Origin of the sequence: Bacillus daqingensis (assembly GCF_042654445.1) — a bacterium.
Lineage (GTDB): Bacteria > Bacillota > Bacilli > Bacillales > Salisediminibacteriaceae > Alkalicoccus > Alkalicoccus luteus.
Genome location: NZ_JBHSGK010000013.1, coordinates 499,327 through 516,031, shown reverse-complemented (window position 1 = coordinate 516,031; position 16,705 = coordinate 499,327). Strand labels below are relative to the sequence as shown.

The window sequence follows — 16,705 nt, the reverse complement described above, 5'->3', positions numbered from 1 at the left end:
ATCTAATACATGCATCAGGCTTTCGTTCGCTTTTTAGCTTCCACGAGCTGACCCGAACCGTTATCAAGAAACTGCTGAATGCCTTCTGCACATCGATATGCGAGGGCACCGACGGTTCCTGTCGGATTGAAGCCGCTGTTGTGGGCAAATGCTGAGGCTCCGGTTACGAAAATGTTGTCATAATCCCACATCTGGTTGTAGTTGTTAACAGCTGACGTATCCGGATCGTCGCCCATAATAACGCCGCCTGTGTTGTGGGTGGTCTGATAAGGTACGATGTCGTAATCACCGATCTCATTGTCTACTTCCACTTGATCAGCACCCATTTCTTCAAGGACATCGCGAAGAACGGCTCCGCAGTATTCAGCCATATTGCGGTCCTGCTCTGTAAAATTGTACGTCATTCGCAGGAGTGGATCGCCGTACTGATCTGTATAAGTCGGATCCAAATCCAGGTAGTTGTTTTGCGACGGAAGAGACGAGCCCTGCAGGCGAAGGTTCAACGAGCGGTTAAAGTAACGCAGTGACTGCTCTTTAAACTCCTGTCCCCAGGCGGGCGTGCCATCCGGCACCGGATTATTATTAATTGGCCGCCGGCCCGTTTGTGTAATCGCAATTTCACCACCATGCAGAAAATCAAGCTCCGAATGATCAAAATTATCTCCGTTAAAATCATTGAATGCAGCCCCAAGAGCGCCTGCTCCCATAAATGTATTGAATTTTTCTTCCTCAAAAAAACCAGTCGCAGATCCCATTACTTGATAACAATAATTTTTACCGATAACGCCTTCGCCGGTTTCCGGGTCATAAGGAGTTCCAATTTCGGAGGTCAGCAGCAGCCGTACATTGTTCAGCACGTAGCTGGTAACGGCGACGACACTTGCCGGCTGAAAGAATTCTTCCCCGGTCTGCGTATCCACGAAAATAACTCCGGTGGCTTCGCCGTCTTCTTCGATAATCCGGGTGACATTTGAGTGCTGTCGGATTTCGAAGTTGCCCGTGTCCTTAGCGGTCGGAATGACGGTCATAATAGGATCAGCTTTTGCGCCGTAGTCGCAGCCAAAGCGTTCGCAGAAAGCACAGTACTGGCATTCATTCATTTGCTGCCCGTCCGGATTCTCGTACGCGGAGGTTAAATTTGCGGAAGGCATCTGGATTGGATTGTAGCCAAGCTCCCTGGAAGCGTCTTTAAACATACGAATCATTTTAGTTTCAACCATTGGTTCCAGCGGATAGCTGTCGGAGCGAAAGCCACCCATTGGATCCTCTTCGCCTGCGATGCCGCACGTTTTTTCAAACTGATCAAAATACGGCTCCATTTCCTCGTAGGAAATCCCCCAGTCCTGAAGCGTCATATAATCGGGGATTTTGTCTTCTCCGTAACGCTCGACAGTCTGCGAATAAATCTCAAAGTCATATGGAAGGAAGCGGTAAGTTTGACCGTTCCAGTGCACACCCGATCCGCCAAGATCCGTTCCGAGAAGGAATGATCCGTGCCGTCTCATCGGCAAAGCTGTCATGGAATCATCGTTACGAAATGTAATTGTTTCTTTGGAAAGGTCCTGCATCATTTCATAACGCAGAGCATAGCGCAGTTCATCTTTCTGGTGCTGATAATCTGCCAGTGTCTTTTCCTGGCCGCGTTCGAGCCCCTTCACAGTGTAACCTGCTTTTGTAAGCTCGGCGGCGATTATGCCGGCCGTCCAGCCGACACCGATTGTGACAACGTCTACCGGATCTAATTCTGTTGGCATCAAAAGCCTCCTTTATTAACTGTGGTGGTCGTGCAGGCTGACAGGATCCATGGCGTGAAATTCATCATCTTCAATGACGTTAATGTATGCCATCTGAGCACCGGGAAATTCTTTCATCTGCCATCCCTGCATGCCGCGGTTCCCGCCGTAAACCGGATCGCAATAGGCGCCTTCCATGGTGGCAACGATCATCGTTTGTAAAAATTCACTTGCTGTAAAGCCAGGCATGCTTATGTCGTCGTTTTCCAGTGCCTGCAGGATTTCATTTTGCTGCTCAGCATCTTCCAGATCATAAAAGCTTGTGTCGAATCGCGACTGGCTTTCAGCATTAATGCGTCGCAAGCCGATCAGGAACATATCGCCGCGGGGGACCCTGGTCTGAGAGCCCTGTGTGGCTTCGCCTTCCTGAAATGGTCCATCCATGTATTCCTTTGCGTTGAGTCCCCATGGTCCGGCAAGCTGACGGTCAATGTAATAAGGAACACCGAGCTCGATTGCACCCGGGCCGTTATCGTCCTCTGGAAAAATCCGCTCCGTCGCAGAACGCAGCACATCAAAATCCTGCTGGCGCTTAAAGAATACCCTTGCTTCCTGATGGGTTTCCGTATCGCCGTTCGTACCGTTGGCGTTATTCTCATTTCCTGCCGTGTTATCATCCATCGTTTCCGTATCGGTCTGAGAACCAATCACACCGCCAAGGATTCCTCCGCCGATTGCCCCGCCTAATACGAGACCGGTATTTTGAATAAACTTCCGCCTCGTCATCCCGTCCTGATTTTCTTCAGCCATTTAGTCACCTCCAAAAAATAATAGACGTTTATCATGACTACACATGATAAACGTCTATTTCCGTTTTTACCCATATTAAAACGAGTTTTTTCATAATTTAGATAAATGGGAAAAATTTTACCATTCCAAAACAAGCTTCAGTAAAACCGTTACAGCTGAATAAACAAACGCTGCTGACACGAACGTCGGCAAATGTGCAGATTCCTCCGAGGGAAGCTCGTGCTTAATGACATTAAACATGATGGCACCTGAAACAAACGAGAATACAATGGAAAGTGCTATGGCAGAATATGGCGTTATTGTCGCAATTAAATAACCGATGAAGATCCCGCCTGCGAGCATGAAACGCCCATACTGCCGATATTTCGACTCGTTTTCCCGAAACAGATCGTGTGCGACAGTCATGAAGTGAAGTCCTACGGCGACGCTGTAGAAAATGAGCTGTTCAAGCGACTGGTCCGCAGCAAACATAATGTAGGAGATCAGCATGTTGTACATAAAAAACAAACACGTCTGAACAAAAAAGAATCGGTCCTCCACGCTTGCACCGCTTTTATAGCGGTGTCTTTCAGCTGCTTTTGTAAGTGTATAAAACACAACAATCCCTACGAGGCCAAACAAATACAGCTCTGACTCCATCGCCAGCTCAAACGCTGTATCCCCGAACTCCTCCTGCTCGTGATGAAGAGAGGGCAGTATGTAAACGAAAATATAAGAAACAGCGATTCCTCCGGCAAGAGAGACCCATTTAATTTTGCCGAGTGACGAGCTTGAAATGATTTTATTCGCAAATACTTGCACCGCAAGAAAAGCGGCGACAACAAACATTGGTCCCAGCATGAGAACACCCCCCGTCCCTAGTTTCTATACCCGTAAAGCAGTGACTCTACAACCTTGTATCTGCCGGAACAGCACAAAGCAAAGGAAAACAATAAAGGGCCTATGTTCATGGTACTAAAGTTCTGGTAAAGTCAGCGTATCTAGTAAAAGGAGTGCTGAAGGTGAAACGATTATCGATAAAGTACTGGAAAACAGCTACAAAATTAAATGTGTTAGTATTTACGATTCTAGCTCTTATTTCAGGGCTGCTTGCGTTTGTTGTTTATGTTCAAGTCGAGGAAGGAGTGCAGTCTGCGGCAGCTGAAAAAGCAGCTTCCGATCTTCGCACAACGTATGCCTACATTGATTCTGCTTATCCTGGAGAATGGGAACTCGCAGGCGGAGAGCTTCTTAAAGGCGGAGAAGTGATGACTGCCAATAATGAACTTGTTGATCTTGCTGCAGAGTGGACAGATGGCACCGTTACCTTATTTCAGGGAGACACAAGGACCGCTACCAATGTCATGGTGGATGGAGAGAGAGCCGTCGGCACGCAAGCGTCTGAAGAAGTAACGCAAGCTGTGCTGGAGAACGGGAACGTCTTTTACGGGGAGGCGGATGTACTTGGATCACGTTATCAAACTGCTTATATGCCGCTTGTAAATGGGAGCGGAGAAGCGGTGGGCATGTGGTATGTCGGAGCTTCGGAAGCACTCGTATCCGAAACGATATCGGGTATTATGGTCAGCTTCGGACTTGTCACAGCAGGCGTGGTGGCGGCTGCTGCAATCATGATCAGCTTGTTTTCGCGCAGGCTGAAAAAGCAGCTCAGCAGCCTGGAGGAAGTGATGGATGCAGCTGGAAACGGGGATTTTTCCTCAACCGTTGAAACAACGTCACATGATGAGATAGGGGCAGTCATGAGAAGCTTTAATCAAATGCGCAATCAGCTGAAAGAACTGCTGGAAAATATGCAGACAGCAGCAGAAGAAACGGCAGCAGCGTCCGGTCAGCTGTCAGCAAGTTCAAGTGAGACGACATCCGCTACCGATTTAATATCCCAATCGATTCAGGATATCGCAGCAGATTCTGAAAACCAGCTTGAACTGACGGAAGAAGCAGCGGAAATGATGAAACAGGTAAAACAGCAGCTCGAAGATACAGCCGTACAGGTGATGCAAATGGCAAGTGATTCTGAGGAGATGGGAAAGGCTGCTTCAAATGGAACAGCGGTTATTGAAACCGGTGTAGAAAAGATGAAGCAAATCGGTACTCAGTCAGGAGAAATGGAAGTCCAGCTGGAGGAGCTCGTAGCAAAAGCGGAAGAAGCTGGTGAAGTCATCCGCCTGATCACCACTGTAGCCGAGCAGACTAATTTACTCGCCCTGAACGCTGCAATTGAAGCAGCAAGAGCCGGTGAGCATGGCAAGGGATTCGCGGTTGTGGCTGATGAGGTACGCAAGCTTGCTGAGCAGTCGAGTCAGTCAGCACGGCACATCGAACAAATGATTCATGCGATGCAGGAAAATGTGACAGTTGCTAAAACGAAAATGGATGATACGAAAGAAGTTGTTCTTGAAGGGGAATCATCGATTCAGTCAGCTGGAGAGAGCTTTTCACAAATAGCAGCGCTGATTCAACAGGCAAATGAAAGCACAAGACAAGTGACTGGATCGGTTTACAGCATGGAACAAGCTGTAGAAAAGGGCGCAGCTTCCGTCCGGAAATCTCAGGAGACAGCAGAAGCTTCTGCCGGACACACGCAGAATATTGCAGCCTCCGCAGAAGAACAGCTCGCATCTATGGAGGAAGTTTTATCCTCTTCGGAATCTCTCAGCTCAATGGCAGATAAAATGAAAGAAGAAGCAGGCACGTTTCGCTTCAGCCAGGCTTCTGCCATACTGGATCAACATCGAAGAGACTGATACGATATAGAGAAAACAGTTTCCGGGAGGATCTTATGAGAGTAAACGCTTTATACCGGCATCCGGTTAAATCAATGCAGGGAGAGCAGGTAGAACAGACAATGATCATGCCGTACGGCTTTTACGGAGACCGAAGCCACACGTTTAAGCGGGAAGACGGACGGTATTTAACGATCACCCAGCTTCCGCAGATGGCTGTCTTTCAGGCGTCGTTTCAGGGAGAAGAATCATTCCATAAGTATCCCCCGGTGCAGGTGGTGTCGCCTTCCGGAAAATCTTATTCGTATGAGGAGGAGAGGCTCCGGGAAGAGCTGGAGCAGCTTTGGGGAGGCCCGTTGACAAAAGAGGTGTACCAGCCGGGAAACGTGCCTCTGGGGGCGATCGAGGAAGAGGCGGTGCTGCTCATTACTGACAGTTCGCTTTCCGAGCTGGAAAAACGAATTGGAAAGCCGGCTGTATCAGGACGTTTCCGGCCTAATATCATTCTGGAAGCAGGCCTGCCTCCTTTCTCCGAATCCGATCTGATTGGAATGCGCCTTCAGACAGCTGATGGTGCTGTACTGGAAGGAGTGCGTATGTGTCCTCGATGCTCGATCATAAACGTCGATCCAGAATCAGGTGAATCCGACAGCGACTACCTCAGAGCCACGGCCAGGGAACTGAAAAATGAATTCGGACTGTATTTACGTGTGATCCGACCTGGAAAAATTCATAGAAATGAACGGCTGCAACTTGTATCCAGCTGATCAAAGCCTTCTCAGAAAGTATCTGAGAAGGCTTTTTTGCTACGGATTTCTCCTGCTAAAGAAGTAGTGTTCTTTCAAAATAAATAATATTTACAAAATTTCGATTTCTGATAAAATGAGAGGTGCGCATTAAGTGAAGCGCTTACAAAAAGGAGGGGTTCTATGTCTGCGATTCTGGTTGCGGTATCAGGGCTGATCGTCTTTGCGCTCGGTTATCGCTTCTATTCAAAGTTTATTGCAGAACGTATTTACCGGCTCGATCCTGACTATGTGACACCAGCACATAAATACAAGGATGGAGTCGATTTTGTTCCGACCAACAAATACGTTCTCTGGGGGCACCACTTTACATCGGTCGCCGGTGCTGCACCTATTTTAGGACCGGCAATCGCCGTTTACTGGGGCTGGCTCCCGGCGGTCCTTTGGGTCGTATTAGGTACCGTGTTTGCAGCCGGTGTCCACGACTTTGGTACACTTGTCCTCTCTGTTCGAAATAAAGGACAGTCGATCGGAACACTGGCAAATAAGCTGATCGGCCAGCGGGGAAAAATTCTGTTTTTATTTATCATTCTTATTCTCGTTCTTATGGTCAACGCCGTATTTGCATGGGTCATAGCCAATCTGTTTATTACATACCCGGCAAGTGTTATACCGGTCTTTATTCAGATTCCGCTTGCTATCTGGATCGGCTATGCTGTATACAAGCGCAATGTTAAAATGCTCGTCCCGTCGCTGGTAGCGCTTGCGGTGATGTATGCTACTGCGATTGTAGCGAGCGGAACAGAGTTTCTGCAAATTGACCTCGTCCGTTATATGGGCGGCGAGGAAGCGGCAGGTCTGTTTGGTCTAGGGGCGGTATCAACTGCTTTCTTTATCTGGATTTTGATTTTACTTGCGTACGTCTATGTTGCGTCAACGCTGCCGGTGTGGAAGCTCCTGCAGCCGCGGGATTTTATCAACTCTCACCAGCTTGTAGTCGGTCTGGCCATTCTTTATCTTGGCCTGTTCCTGACGAATCCGGAGATTACTGCGCCGGCGACTAATCCGGGTGCAGACACATCCTGGATGCCGCTTCTCTTTATCACGATTGCCTGCGGGGCGATTTCAGGTTTCCACGGACTCGTTTCGTCGGGAACGTCCTCCAAGCAGCTGAACAAAGAAACCGACGCGCGTTTTGTCGGCTACTTTGGTGCAGTAGGAGAAGGGATTCTTGCTCTCGTTTCCATCATGGCCGTCGTCACGCTGTTTGCAAATGCTGATGAGTTCCTTGGAGCTTATGACAGCTTTGAAAGTGCTGGAGCTATCGGGCTTGGAAACTTCGTTGAAGGGGCCGGAAATTTGGCGCAGGGGCTGATGATTCCTCAGGCAGTGGCCACCACGATCGTGTCCATCATTGTCGTCAGTTTTGCTGCCACAACGCTTGATACGTCCGTCCGTCTTATGCGCTACATTATTTCAGAGCTCGGTACGGAATATAAGGTGCCGGCACTTACGAAGACGCACGTGGCCACTACGATTGCAGTTGGTTCTACTGCAGCGCTTGTGCTTATTCCGGAAGGTCCTCAGGGCTTCGGTTCCGGCGGGTATCTTCTCTGGCCGCTGTTTGGAACAAGTAATCAGCTGCTGGCTGGAATCAGTCTGCTGCTAATCTCTCTTTGGCTGAAACGGTTGGGCAGAAATTACATCTACACGCTCATTCCAATGGTTTTCCTGCTATTTATGACGATGTATGCATTGTTCCAGCAGGTCGTATTCCAATGGGCCTGGTGGGCAGACGGTTCGAACACGCTTCTGTTTGTCTTCGGTGCGATTAACTTCGTCTTCGCTCTTTGGATTGCGCTCACGGCTTTCTCTGTGATGGCGAAAACTGGAAATGATCCGATTGACAACGATTAATTTTGCCCGGGCTGTCTCGTTTAGAGGCGGCCTTTGTGCTTTTTCAAAGATTGAGTGCGTATGTGAAGCGTCTCTGGTCCAGATGCTTAAAATCCGGCGTAAGACGCATTCTGGTATTTCCTCCGGGACGGAAAAGTATGCGATAATAAAGGTATACGTTCATAAAAGGAGGCGGAGCCTGTGCTGGACAGTGTGAAAAAGCTCATCCGCTACTACGAAGAAGTGATCAGCCTGAACCACCGCCAGGAAATTGCCAGGGAGCTGCGGGATGAAGACGATCTGTTTATGCTGATGCTGTACTCGGAAATGATCGGCATCCCAAATCCGGTCTATTATTACACGCTGGAGCTGTATCCGCATATGCTGGAGGAATTTCACGAATGGCACCTGCGGATGGGGATGGACAAATCACCGCTTAACGGAATTCGCTGCTGCTGAGGAGGCCGAGGATGAGTCTGACGGAAAAAGAGATAGTGTTCGTAGGCGGAAAAGGAGGGGTCGGAAAATCGACAACAGCTTCTGCTCTGGCGCTGCTTTCAGCGGCTGAGGGCAGGAAGACACTGCTCGTTTCTACCGATCCTGCGCACAATACAGGAGATATTTTTAATAAACATATAGGCGGTGCCCCGGTCAACGTGTCGGAAAATCTGGACGCCCTTGAAATTGATCCGGAAACAGAGACGGAGCGCTACATTGATTCTGTTCGATCAAACATTCGTCATACGGTGCACAGCGGGATGATGGAGGAAGTAAACAGGCAGCTTGATACGGCTAAAGCATCGCCCGGGGCAGACGAGGCAGCTATGTTTGATAAGCTGATTTCACTCATACTGGAGGAGCGTCAATCGTACGACCGGCTAGTGATCGATACGGCACCGACCGGCCACACGATCCGCCTGCTGTCGCTGCCTGAGCTGATGGGTGTGTGGATAGAAGGACTGTTAAAAAAGCGGAAGAAAACAAATGAAAATTACAGCCGGCTGCTGCACGACGGAGAACCGATTGAGGATCCGATTTATGAGGTCCTCCTTGAAAGGCAGGAACGGTTTAAGAAAGCCAGGGACATTTTGCTGAATCCGGAGATCACCGGGTTCGTGTTCGTCTTAAATCCGGAGCGGTTGCCGGTGCTGGAGACAAAAAAGGCACTGACACTTTTAAACCAATATGATCTGCATGTGGAAACACTCGTCGTCAACAAGGTACTTCCGGACGATGCGGACGGTTCCTTTTTAGCAGAACGGAGAAAGCATGAGCATACGTATTTGGATTTGATCGAGGAGACATTTCCGCATCAGAAACGGATTATCATCCCGCTTCAGCCTCACGATATAAGCGATTTAGAAAAACTGAAGCTGTTCAGCCGGAGTTTAAAAGAAGAAAGCTGAACAGAGAAAGGAGCAGCCGATGGGTGGACTTGCAGCAGTACTCGGGCTGATTGCTATTGTTGCCGGGGGCATTCTTCTGGACCAGCGAAAACAGAGAAAACAGTACACGTCGTATGACGGAAGAACGGAAGAACAAAAGGAGTTCGAACGCAAGCGTGCCGAAATGATCGAAAAAAACCGGGACAACCGGCCGCCTGGAAGCGGCGGAGTGCCTCACTGAGAAAGGCTTCAGGACGATGTGACGTCCTGAAGCCTTTTACGGGTACGAGCAGAATCCGAAAATGAAGAGCGTTTGATTAATTAATGAAGCGGTCCTTTCCTTCCCAGAACGGTTTGCGAATCTGGACTTTTTGAATTTTACCGGAAGCCGTTTTCGGAAGTGCATGGGTAAACGTAATCCCTTTTGGAGCTTTGAAATGAGCAAGTTTTTCTCTGGCAAACGCAATCAGCGTTTCTTCATCAGCCGAAGCACCTTCGCGCAGCACTACTACTGCATGGGGCACTTCCCCCCACTTTTCATGAGGGACGGAGATCACGGCAGCCTCCAGGACATCCGGATGATCATATAGGCATCCTTCCACTTCAATAGAAGAGATATTTTCGCCGCCGCTGATGATCACGTCCTTTTTGCGATCGACGATCTCGATAAAGCCATCTTCATCGACGTTCGCCATATCACCTGTATGCAAATAGCCATCGCGGATCGTATCAGCCGTTGCCTGCGGATTCTGCCAGTATCCCTCCATGACATTATTAGAGCGAACGACAATTTCCCCGGCAGTTTGACCATCATGTGGGACTTCTTCACCGTCTTCAGTTACGACACGCACATCGGATCCGATCAGCGGCACGCCCTGCTTCGCTTTCATGCGATGAAGCTGTTCCGGCTTCAGATTATCATGATAGCGGAGCGGCTGCGAAGTCGTTACGAGCGGCGCAATTTCCGTCATTCCGTACACTTGTATGAATTCCCATTTTAAATCCTCTTCCACCCGTGTAACGAAGGCAGGCGGAGGAGCGGATCCGGCGATCACAACCCGAACGCTGTGCTCATTGGAATATGAATCGCGCCGTTCCGTATAGGCTTCGATCAGCATATTCAGCACAGTCGGAGCCATATGGCAGACGGTCACGCGGTGCTGCTGGATAGTATCAAGGATGCTGTCAGCATCGATGTTGCGCTGCATCACCTGGCAGGCTCCATTTGCCGTATAGTAAAACGGCGACCCCCAGCCGTTTACGTGAAACATAGGCAGGACGTGGAGCAGCGTATCATTATCGGTGACACGCAGATGATGCATCGTTGTTAACGCATGGAGGTAATTACTGCGATGGCTCAGCATAACACCTTTTGGATTGCCGGTTGTACCGCTCGTATAGAGAAGGCTCGCGGTATCCGTTTCTTCCAGCTCGGCACGATCAAACGGCTCAGCTGGATAACGATTCAGCCAAGCTTCATAAGCAACGTCTTCATCTGCTGTTTCCTCCGCTCCATGTACGATGACCGTGTGCACTGTCTCCAGTTCGGAGCGGATCTTTTTAACGGTGTCATACAGCGTGTAATCAACGAACAGAATTTTCGATTCGCTATGATTCAAGATAAAAATATAGTCTTCAGGCTTGAGCCTCGTATTAAGGGGGGTCATAACGGCACCTGTTTGAAACACACCGTAAAATCCCTCAAACATTTCATGTGAATTTGGCGCCAGATAGGCTGCCCGGTCCCCTTTTTGAATGCCGAGATCATGCAGACCACGGGAAAGCTGCTGTACACGATGAAAAACGTCATTGTATGTCAATATGACATCTCCATCAATAACGGCGGTTTCGCGTCCGTAAATACGAACAGCCCGATCAAGAAAGTCTGTTAGTAACATAGGAACATGCATAAACGTGCCTCCTCCAAAATATGTATACTAAAATCGTAACCGCTTTCATAAAGAAGGTCAAGAATATTCAGATATCAAGCAGGCAGACCGAAGCCTCCAAATAAGGAAGCTTCGGTCTGGTTTATGCCCGTTTTTCTTCGTTCAATATTTTCATAATGCCGACGCACATAAAAATCATAATGATGGACAACGGAAGTGCCAGTACAACAATTGCGGTCTGAAAGGCATCTAATCCGCCTACGAGGAGCAGAATGGAGGTGATACTGACGAAAAGAACGCCCCACATCACTTTGATGGACGGCGGCGGATTCAGCCGTCCGCCCGTAGACTGCATGCCGAGTACAAACGTTGCAGAGTCGGCAGTGGTGACAAAAAAGATAATCACGATCGCCATGGCTGCAACAGATACAAATGTCGTAAGCGGGAGCTCCTGAAGCGCGGCGAATAAAGCTGTCTCCAGCGATTCATCTGAAATTGGAATGGATTCATACAGCTCCAGGTAAATACCGGTGCCGCCAAGCATCGCAAACCAGAAGAAGGTCACGAGACTCGGTGCAAGGATCACTCCAAAAATAAATTCCCGGATCGTTCTTCCTCTGGAAACCCGCGCGATAAACATGCCGACAAACGGTGTCCAGGAAATCCACCAGGCCCAGTAAAAGACCGTCCATGCCTGTGTCCAATCTGCTTCCTGAGCATCAACCGGGCTCATCCGCATTCCCATAGGTATAAAGGTAGCGGCATAATGGGCGAGACTCGACGCAAACATGTTTAATAAAAACAAGGTCGGTCCTGCTATCACGATGAACAGCAGAAACAGGCCGGATAAGGAAATATTAATGGTGCTTAAATACTTGATCCCTTTGTGAATTCCCGTCATTGCCGATGTTACGAAAATAATGGTAATGATCATCATGATCAGCAGCTGAACAGCAAAGTTGTAAGGAACACCAAACACATACTCCAGCCCGGCGTTAATTTGCTGCGCACCAAGTCCAAGAGAGGCAGCCACGCCGAAAATGGTGGCAAATACGGCGATGATATCTACCATATGGCCGAGCGGTCCCTTCATTTTAGCGCCGAATACAGGTGACAGCGTTGTGCTCATCAGACCGGGAGCCTTATAGCGGAACTGCTGCAACGCCAGCGCCAACGCAACCAGAGCGTAAATCGCCCATGCATGCAGCCCCCAGTGAAGCCAAGTGTAAGTAACTCCTCCAACAGCGTCGGCTTCAGTGCCTCCTTCACCAACAGGCGGCGCAGAGAAATGATCAATCGGCTCTGCAATTCCAAAGAAGAAGAGGCCAATCCCAATGCCAGCAGAGAACAGCATGGAAAACCAGACAGGTCTGCTGAACTCAGGTTTTTCATCCGGGGAACCCAGGCGGACCCCACCGTGACGACTTAAGCCCAGGTAGATAGCAAAAATAAAGAACAGCGTAGTCAGAATCTGAAAATACCACCCAAATGTCGTAAACATAAAGGCTTGAATTTCGGCAAACGCATTTCCCATCGTTTCTGGAATAAAAATACCGACAGCAACAAATACAGCTGCGAGAAAAATGGAAACCTTTAAGACAATCGTAAATCTTTCTTTCATACACATCCATCCCTTCTATTCAGTTGTCTCCTCACCAGTTTATCACACCGGTACTTGCCGTTTTTTACCTTAAGAGCGTCGGCTGTTTAGCAGCTGGACAGCTTTAGCAGCAAGAATGCCGATTCCTGCACCGGCTGCAAGACCTGCTAACGTATCACTTGGGTAATGAACCCCTGCATACAACCTTGTATAGGCAAAAAGCAAGGCGAATGGCACGGCAAGCCAAGCGGCTCTCGGATAAAAGAAAACGAGCGCGGTGCAAGCAGCTGCAGAGGTGGCTGCGTGAGCTGAGGGAAAAGAGCTTGAGGCTGGCGTCTCTACGAGGAAGCGGATGCCTTCTTCAACGAGTGGAGGACGGGGGCGGGGGAGAATAAGGTTTACCAGCGCCTGAAATAAAAAAGCGGCGCCGTTGGCAATGATCATTGCCGCGCCTGCCAGTCGCGCACGGCTGCAGCGAACCGCAAGCATCAGAAGTACGGCTGCAGCATACCAGATTAAGCCGATATCGCTTGCGATTGTTGCGGTGCGCATAAACGGGTCCATGGCTGGAGATGTCCACTGCTGATTAAACAGCTCCAGTAATTGTCGATCCATTGCAAACAGCTGTTTCATGAGTATCCTCCAACGAAGCGTAGTAGCTTTTGTAGAAGAATTCCCTGAAACAGCTGCTCATAAACAGGATTCAGCCTTTGACAGAGCCGGCTAAAAGCCCTCTGACAAAGTATTTTCCAACGAAGATATACACGAGCAGGGTAGGCAGTGCGGCAAGAAGGGCACCAGCCATTTGTACGTTCCACTGCACGATCTGACTCCCCGACAGGTTCTGCAGTGCGACCATAATCGGCTGAGATCCGGTACTCGTAATACTGACAGCGAACAAAAATTCGTTCCAAATGTTTGTAAACTGCCAGATGCAGACGACCACGAAGCCTGAAATCGAAAGAGGAAAAATGATCTTTCCGTAGATACTCAGAAATCCTGCTCCGTCGATTCGTGCGGCTTCGATTAGATCACCGGGGATCGAAGCATAAAAGTTGCGGAAAATCAGCGTCGTGATCGGAATACCGTACACGACGTGAACGAGAATCAGTCCCGGAATCGTATTGTACAGGCCGACACCCTGCAGAAATTGAATCAGCGGAATCAGAATGCTCTGGTATGGAATAAACATGCCGAACAGGATAGCAGTAAAAATCCAGTCTGATCCTTTAAACTTCCATTTCGACAGCACATAGCCGTTTAATGAGCCGAGCATCGCCGATAGAATAGTGGCAGGTACGACGAGATAGATCGTATTCATAAAGTTTGGTGCGAGCCGTTCGAACGCAAAGCCGTATGCCTCAAAGGAAATCGAAGAGGGGAGTGCCCACATCTGCGTCAGAGACACTTCGTCGAGCGGCTTTAAGCTCGTAATGACCATGACGTAAATCGGCATCAGAAAGAAGAGGGACATGATGATTAAAAGCGTATAGACGAGAAATTTACTGACAGGACTTTTCAAAACCATTTACGATTCCCCCTTTCTCGCCGAGATGAGGTACGGCACCATAATAACAGCTACCAGTGCAAGCATGATCATCGCGATCGCAGCGCCGTTTGCAAAGAAGTTCGCACGGAACGTTGTTTCGAACATATACACACCAGGTACATCGGTGACAAAGTTAGCCCCGGAACCGGTCATCGCATAAATTAAATCAAAAATCTTAAGCGACATGTGCCCCATAATAATCACGATACTGACGGTGATCGGCAGCAGCATCGGAAAGATAACTTTCCGGTAAATCTGAAATTCGGTTGCGCCGTCCATGCGGGCTGCTTCCTTTATTTCATCAGGAATGGCGCGCAGCCCGGCAAGGTACATCGCAAGAGAGAAGCCGGTCATCTGCCAGACGGCAGCAATCACGACGGAAAGCATCGCCACCGGCAGACCAAATTCTATGGAACCGAGCGGAAACCCAAATGCGATCGTCGTACTCGTATACCAGGCTGGTACTGAATCAAAGCCAAGCATGGCAAACAGAATATTGACGCCTGTACTCGGATTCAGGAGCCACTGCCAGACGACCCCCGTAACGACGAAGGAGAGAGCCATCGGGAACAGGAAGACGTTCCGAAAAAACCACTCCTGTTTTATATTCGAATCGATAAAAGTGGCGAGCATAAAGCCCATAAACAGCACGCCGAAAATAAAAAAGATCGTAAAGAACAGCGTATTTCTCATCCCGGACTGAAAGCGGTAGTCCTGGAGCAGAAACGCGTAATTTTGCAAACCGGCAAATGAAAAGTCCGGAGTGAGCGTGTTCCAGTTGGAGAAAGACACGTAGCCGGTCCAGCTGATGAAGCCGTATACAAAAATCGCGATTGCAATAATGGAAGGGAGGATAAACAGAATGGACATCCATCTGTCTGAACCGGCCCGATTGGTATTCATTGTGTGATCACACTCCTTCAGCAGGCGTTTTCCTGAAAAACGGGAGCGTCTTTCCAACATGGAAAGCTGCTCCCGCTTTATGTCCCCAGCGGCTACTCGATGTTATCGTCCTGAGCCTGCTGCAGCGCTTGAATGACTTGCTCTTTATCCCGGGAGGAAACGAAGACGTTGACAGCCTGATCCGCTTGCGAAACGAAGCCGGCAGGAGCAGCAGAGTTATGAGCCAGACTCGGCGTCAATACGGCATCCTGGAAGTCTTCAATCGTAGACTGTCCGTACTCGTTATACTCTTCCGGATCAGCATCGACGCGTGCAGGAATCGATCCTTTCAGCGGGTTAAACGTGTCCTGTGCTTCTACTGAACCAAGGAAACGCAGGAAGTCTTTCACCGTTTCCGGATTCTCGACACCGGACGGAAGTCCAAAGTTGTCTGTTACGACCATGAACATACCCTCTGTATCCGGCGTTGCCGCCCATCCGAAGTCCTCATTCGGCTCCAGCCCGAGATCTGTTGCAAAGTAACCGGCTGCCCAGTCGCCCATAATGTTCATGGCGGCGTCGCCTTCAGCTACCATTTGCGCAGCATCCTGCCAGTTTCGGGCTGCGTGATCGTCGTTAATATAATCGAGCATTCGATCAAATTCATCGATGACTTCCTCAAACTCCGGTGAATCAAATGCGAGATCCCCTGTCCAGAGATCGTTATAGCCCTCCGGTCCGAGCACGCCCAGCATCACCGTTTCCAGGAGGTGCAGCGATGTCCAGCTCTCCCGGTCGCCAAGTGCAAGCGGTGTTACTCCTGCTTCCTCAAGCTCATCTGCTACTTCATAAAACTCATCAAACGTCGTTGGCGCTTCCAGACCGTGCTCTTCAAAAATACCGGCATTGTAAAATACCACGTTGCTTCGATGAATGTTTACCGGTACAGAATAAATGTCATCGTCGGTAGTCACCATGTCGATTAAATCTTCCGGGAATTTGTCCATCCATTCTTCTTCTTCATAAATATCTGTAATAGGTTCCATTCTGCCTGCTTCAACCCAGCCGGTGTTAAGAGCAGCGCCGCCGTGAATCTGAAAGGTGCCCGGAGGATCATTTCCCTGCATACGGCTTGCAAGAACGGCCTGGGCGTTTGTACCGGCCCCGCCGGCGACAGCAGCATTTACGACTTCAACATCCGGGTTTTGTTCTTCAAACAGATCAATAATTGCGAGAAGTCCAGCTTCTTCACCTGCACCTGTCCACCAGCTGAAGATTTCAAGCTCCTCACCGTCTCCGGACGCTTCGTTGTTGGTAGCTTCATCTCCGTCATTTGCTTCGTTTGTTTCCTCTTCTGCATCAGCCGGATCTTCTGCATCCGGATCGATAGAGTTCATTTCCTCTCCGCCACAAGCTGCTGTAACCAAAAGCGAACCGAAAATAACGCTGAGCCATAGTGATTTTTTCACTGCTTCTTACCCCCTTAAAATAG

General features: G+C 49.2%; 15 protein-coding genes. 6 read left to right on the top strand and 9 right to left on the bottom strand.

Annotation, left to right across the window (positions count from 1 at the left end):
- Positions 1-14: 14 nt before the first annotated feature.
- The 3 genes from ACFO4L_RS13735 to ACFO4L_RS13725 form a co-directional block, all read right to left on the bottom strand.
- Positions 15-1,754, bottom strand: a complete 1,740-nt coding sequence (locus tag ACFO4L_RS13735) for a GMC family oxidoreductase (protein ID WP_377910248.1) — start codon at positions 1,752-1,754, stop codon at positions 15-17.
- A gap of 15 nt (positions 1,755-1,769) precedes the next feature.
- Positions 1,770-2,543 carry a gluconate 2-dehydrogenase subunit 3 family protein gene (locus ACFO4L_RS13730; protein ID WP_377910247.1) on the bottom strand — a complete coding sequence of 258 codons (774 nt, stop codon included), beginning with the start codon at positions 2,541-2,543 and terminating at the stop codon, positions 1,770-1,772.
- Positions 2,544-2,660: 117 nt separating this feature from the next.
- Positions 2,661-3,383 carry a hypothetical protein gene (locus tag ACFO4L_RS13725; RefSeq protein ID WP_377910246.1) on the bottom strand — a complete coding sequence of 241 codons (723 nt, stop codon included), beginning with the start codon at positions 3,381-3,383 and terminating at the stop codon, positions 2,661-2,663.
- Between the two features lie 152 nt (positions 3,384-3,535).
- Between ACFO4L_RS13725 and ACFO4L_RS13720 the strand changes: the two genes are divergently transcribed.
- The 6 genes from ACFO4L_RS13720 to ACFO4L_RS13695 all read left to right on the top strand — a co-directional run bounded on the left by ACFO4L_RS13720 (position 3,536) and on the right by ACFO4L_RS13695 (position 9,534).
- Entirely contained in the window at positions 3,536-5,287 is a 1,752-nt protein-coding gene (locus ACFO4L_RS13720) for a methyl-accepting chemotaxis protein (RefSeq protein ID WP_377910245.1), read from the top strand.
- A 35-nt stretch (positions 5,288-5,322) separates the two neighbouring features.
- On the top strand, positions 5,323-6,033 hold the full coding sequence (locus tag ACFO4L_RS13715; protein WP_377910244.1) for an MOSC domain-containing protein: 711 nt from the start codon (positions 5,323-5,325) through the stop codon (positions 6,031-6,033).
- A gap of 162 nt (positions 6,034-6,195) precedes the next feature.
- Positions 6,196-7,929 carry a carbon starvation CstA family protein gene (locus ACFO4L_RS13710; RefSeq protein WP_377910243.1) on the top strand — a complete coding sequence of 578 codons (1,734 nt, stop codon included), beginning with the start codon at positions 6,196-6,198 and terminating at the stop codon, positions 7,927-7,929.
- Positions 7,930-8,109: 180 nt separating this feature from the next.
- Positions 8,110-8,367, top strand: a complete 258-nt coding sequence (locus ACFO4L_RS13705) for a cory-CC-star protein (protein WP_168005192.1) — start codon at positions 8,110-8,112, stop codon at positions 8,365-8,367.
- Between the two features lie 11 nt (positions 8,368-8,378).
- Positions 8,379-9,314 carry an ArsA family ATPase gene (locus tag ACFO4L_RS13700; protein WP_377910242.1) on the top strand — a complete coding sequence of 312 codons (936 nt, stop codon included), beginning with the start codon at positions 8,379-8,381 and terminating at the stop codon, positions 9,312-9,314.
- A gap of 19 nt (positions 9,315-9,333) precedes the next feature.
- A complete protein-coding gene (locus tag ACFO4L_RS13695) occupies positions 9,334-9,534 on the top strand; it encodes a hypothetical protein (protein ID WP_377910241.1) in 201 nt (66 codons plus the stop codon).
- A gap of 76 nt (positions 9,535-9,610) precedes the next feature.
- Here the strand turns inward: ACFO4L_RS13695 and ACFO4L_RS13690 are convergent, their stop codons facing one another.
- The 6 genes from ACFO4L_RS13690 to ACFO4L_RS13665 all read right to left on the bottom strand — a co-directional run bounded on the left by ACFO4L_RS13690 (position 9,611) and on the right by ACFO4L_RS13665 (position 16,682).
- Positions 9,611-11,203 (bottom strand): long-chain-fatty-acid--CoA ligase, encoded by a 1,593-nt coding sequence (locus tag ACFO4L_RS13690; RefSeq protein WP_377910240.1) that lies wholly within the window; start codon positions 11,201-11,203, stop codon positions 9,611-9,613.
- A 121-nt stretch (positions 11,204-11,324) separates the two neighbouring features.
- Positions 11,325-12,803 (bottom strand): BCCT family transporter, encoded by a 1,479-nt coding sequence (locus ACFO4L_RS13685; RefSeq protein WP_377910239.1) that lies wholly within the window; start codon positions 12,801-12,803, stop codon positions 11,325-11,327.
- Between the two features lie 69 nt (positions 12,804-12,872).
- Positions 12,873-13,415 (bottom strand): phosphatase PAP2 family protein, encoded by a 543-nt coding sequence (locus ACFO4L_RS13680; RefSeq protein WP_377910238.1) that lies wholly within the window; start codon positions 13,413-13,415, stop codon positions 12,873-12,875.
- 70 nt (positions 13,416-13,485) lie between these two features.
- The gene (locus ACFO4L_RS13675; RefSeq protein WP_377910237.1) at positions 13,486-14,310 is read right to left on the bottom strand and encodes a carbohydrate ABC transporter permease; all 825 of its coding nucleotides are present in this window, start codon (positions 14,308-14,310) and stop codon (positions 13,486-13,488) included.
- The gene (locus ACFO4L_RS13670; protein WP_377910236.1) at positions 14,311-15,234 is read right to left on the bottom strand and encodes a carbohydrate ABC transporter permease; all 924 of its coding nucleotides are present in this window, start codon (positions 15,232-15,234) and stop codon (positions 14,311-14,313) included.
- A gap of 92 nt (positions 15,235-15,326) precedes the next feature.
- Positions 15,327-16,682, bottom strand: a complete 1,356-nt coding sequence (locus tag ACFO4L_RS13665) for an ABC transporter substrate-binding protein (RefSeq protein ID WP_377910235.1) — start codon at positions 16,680-16,682, stop codon at positions 15,327-15,329.
- Between the last annotated feature and the right edge of the window lie 23 nt (positions 16,683-16,705).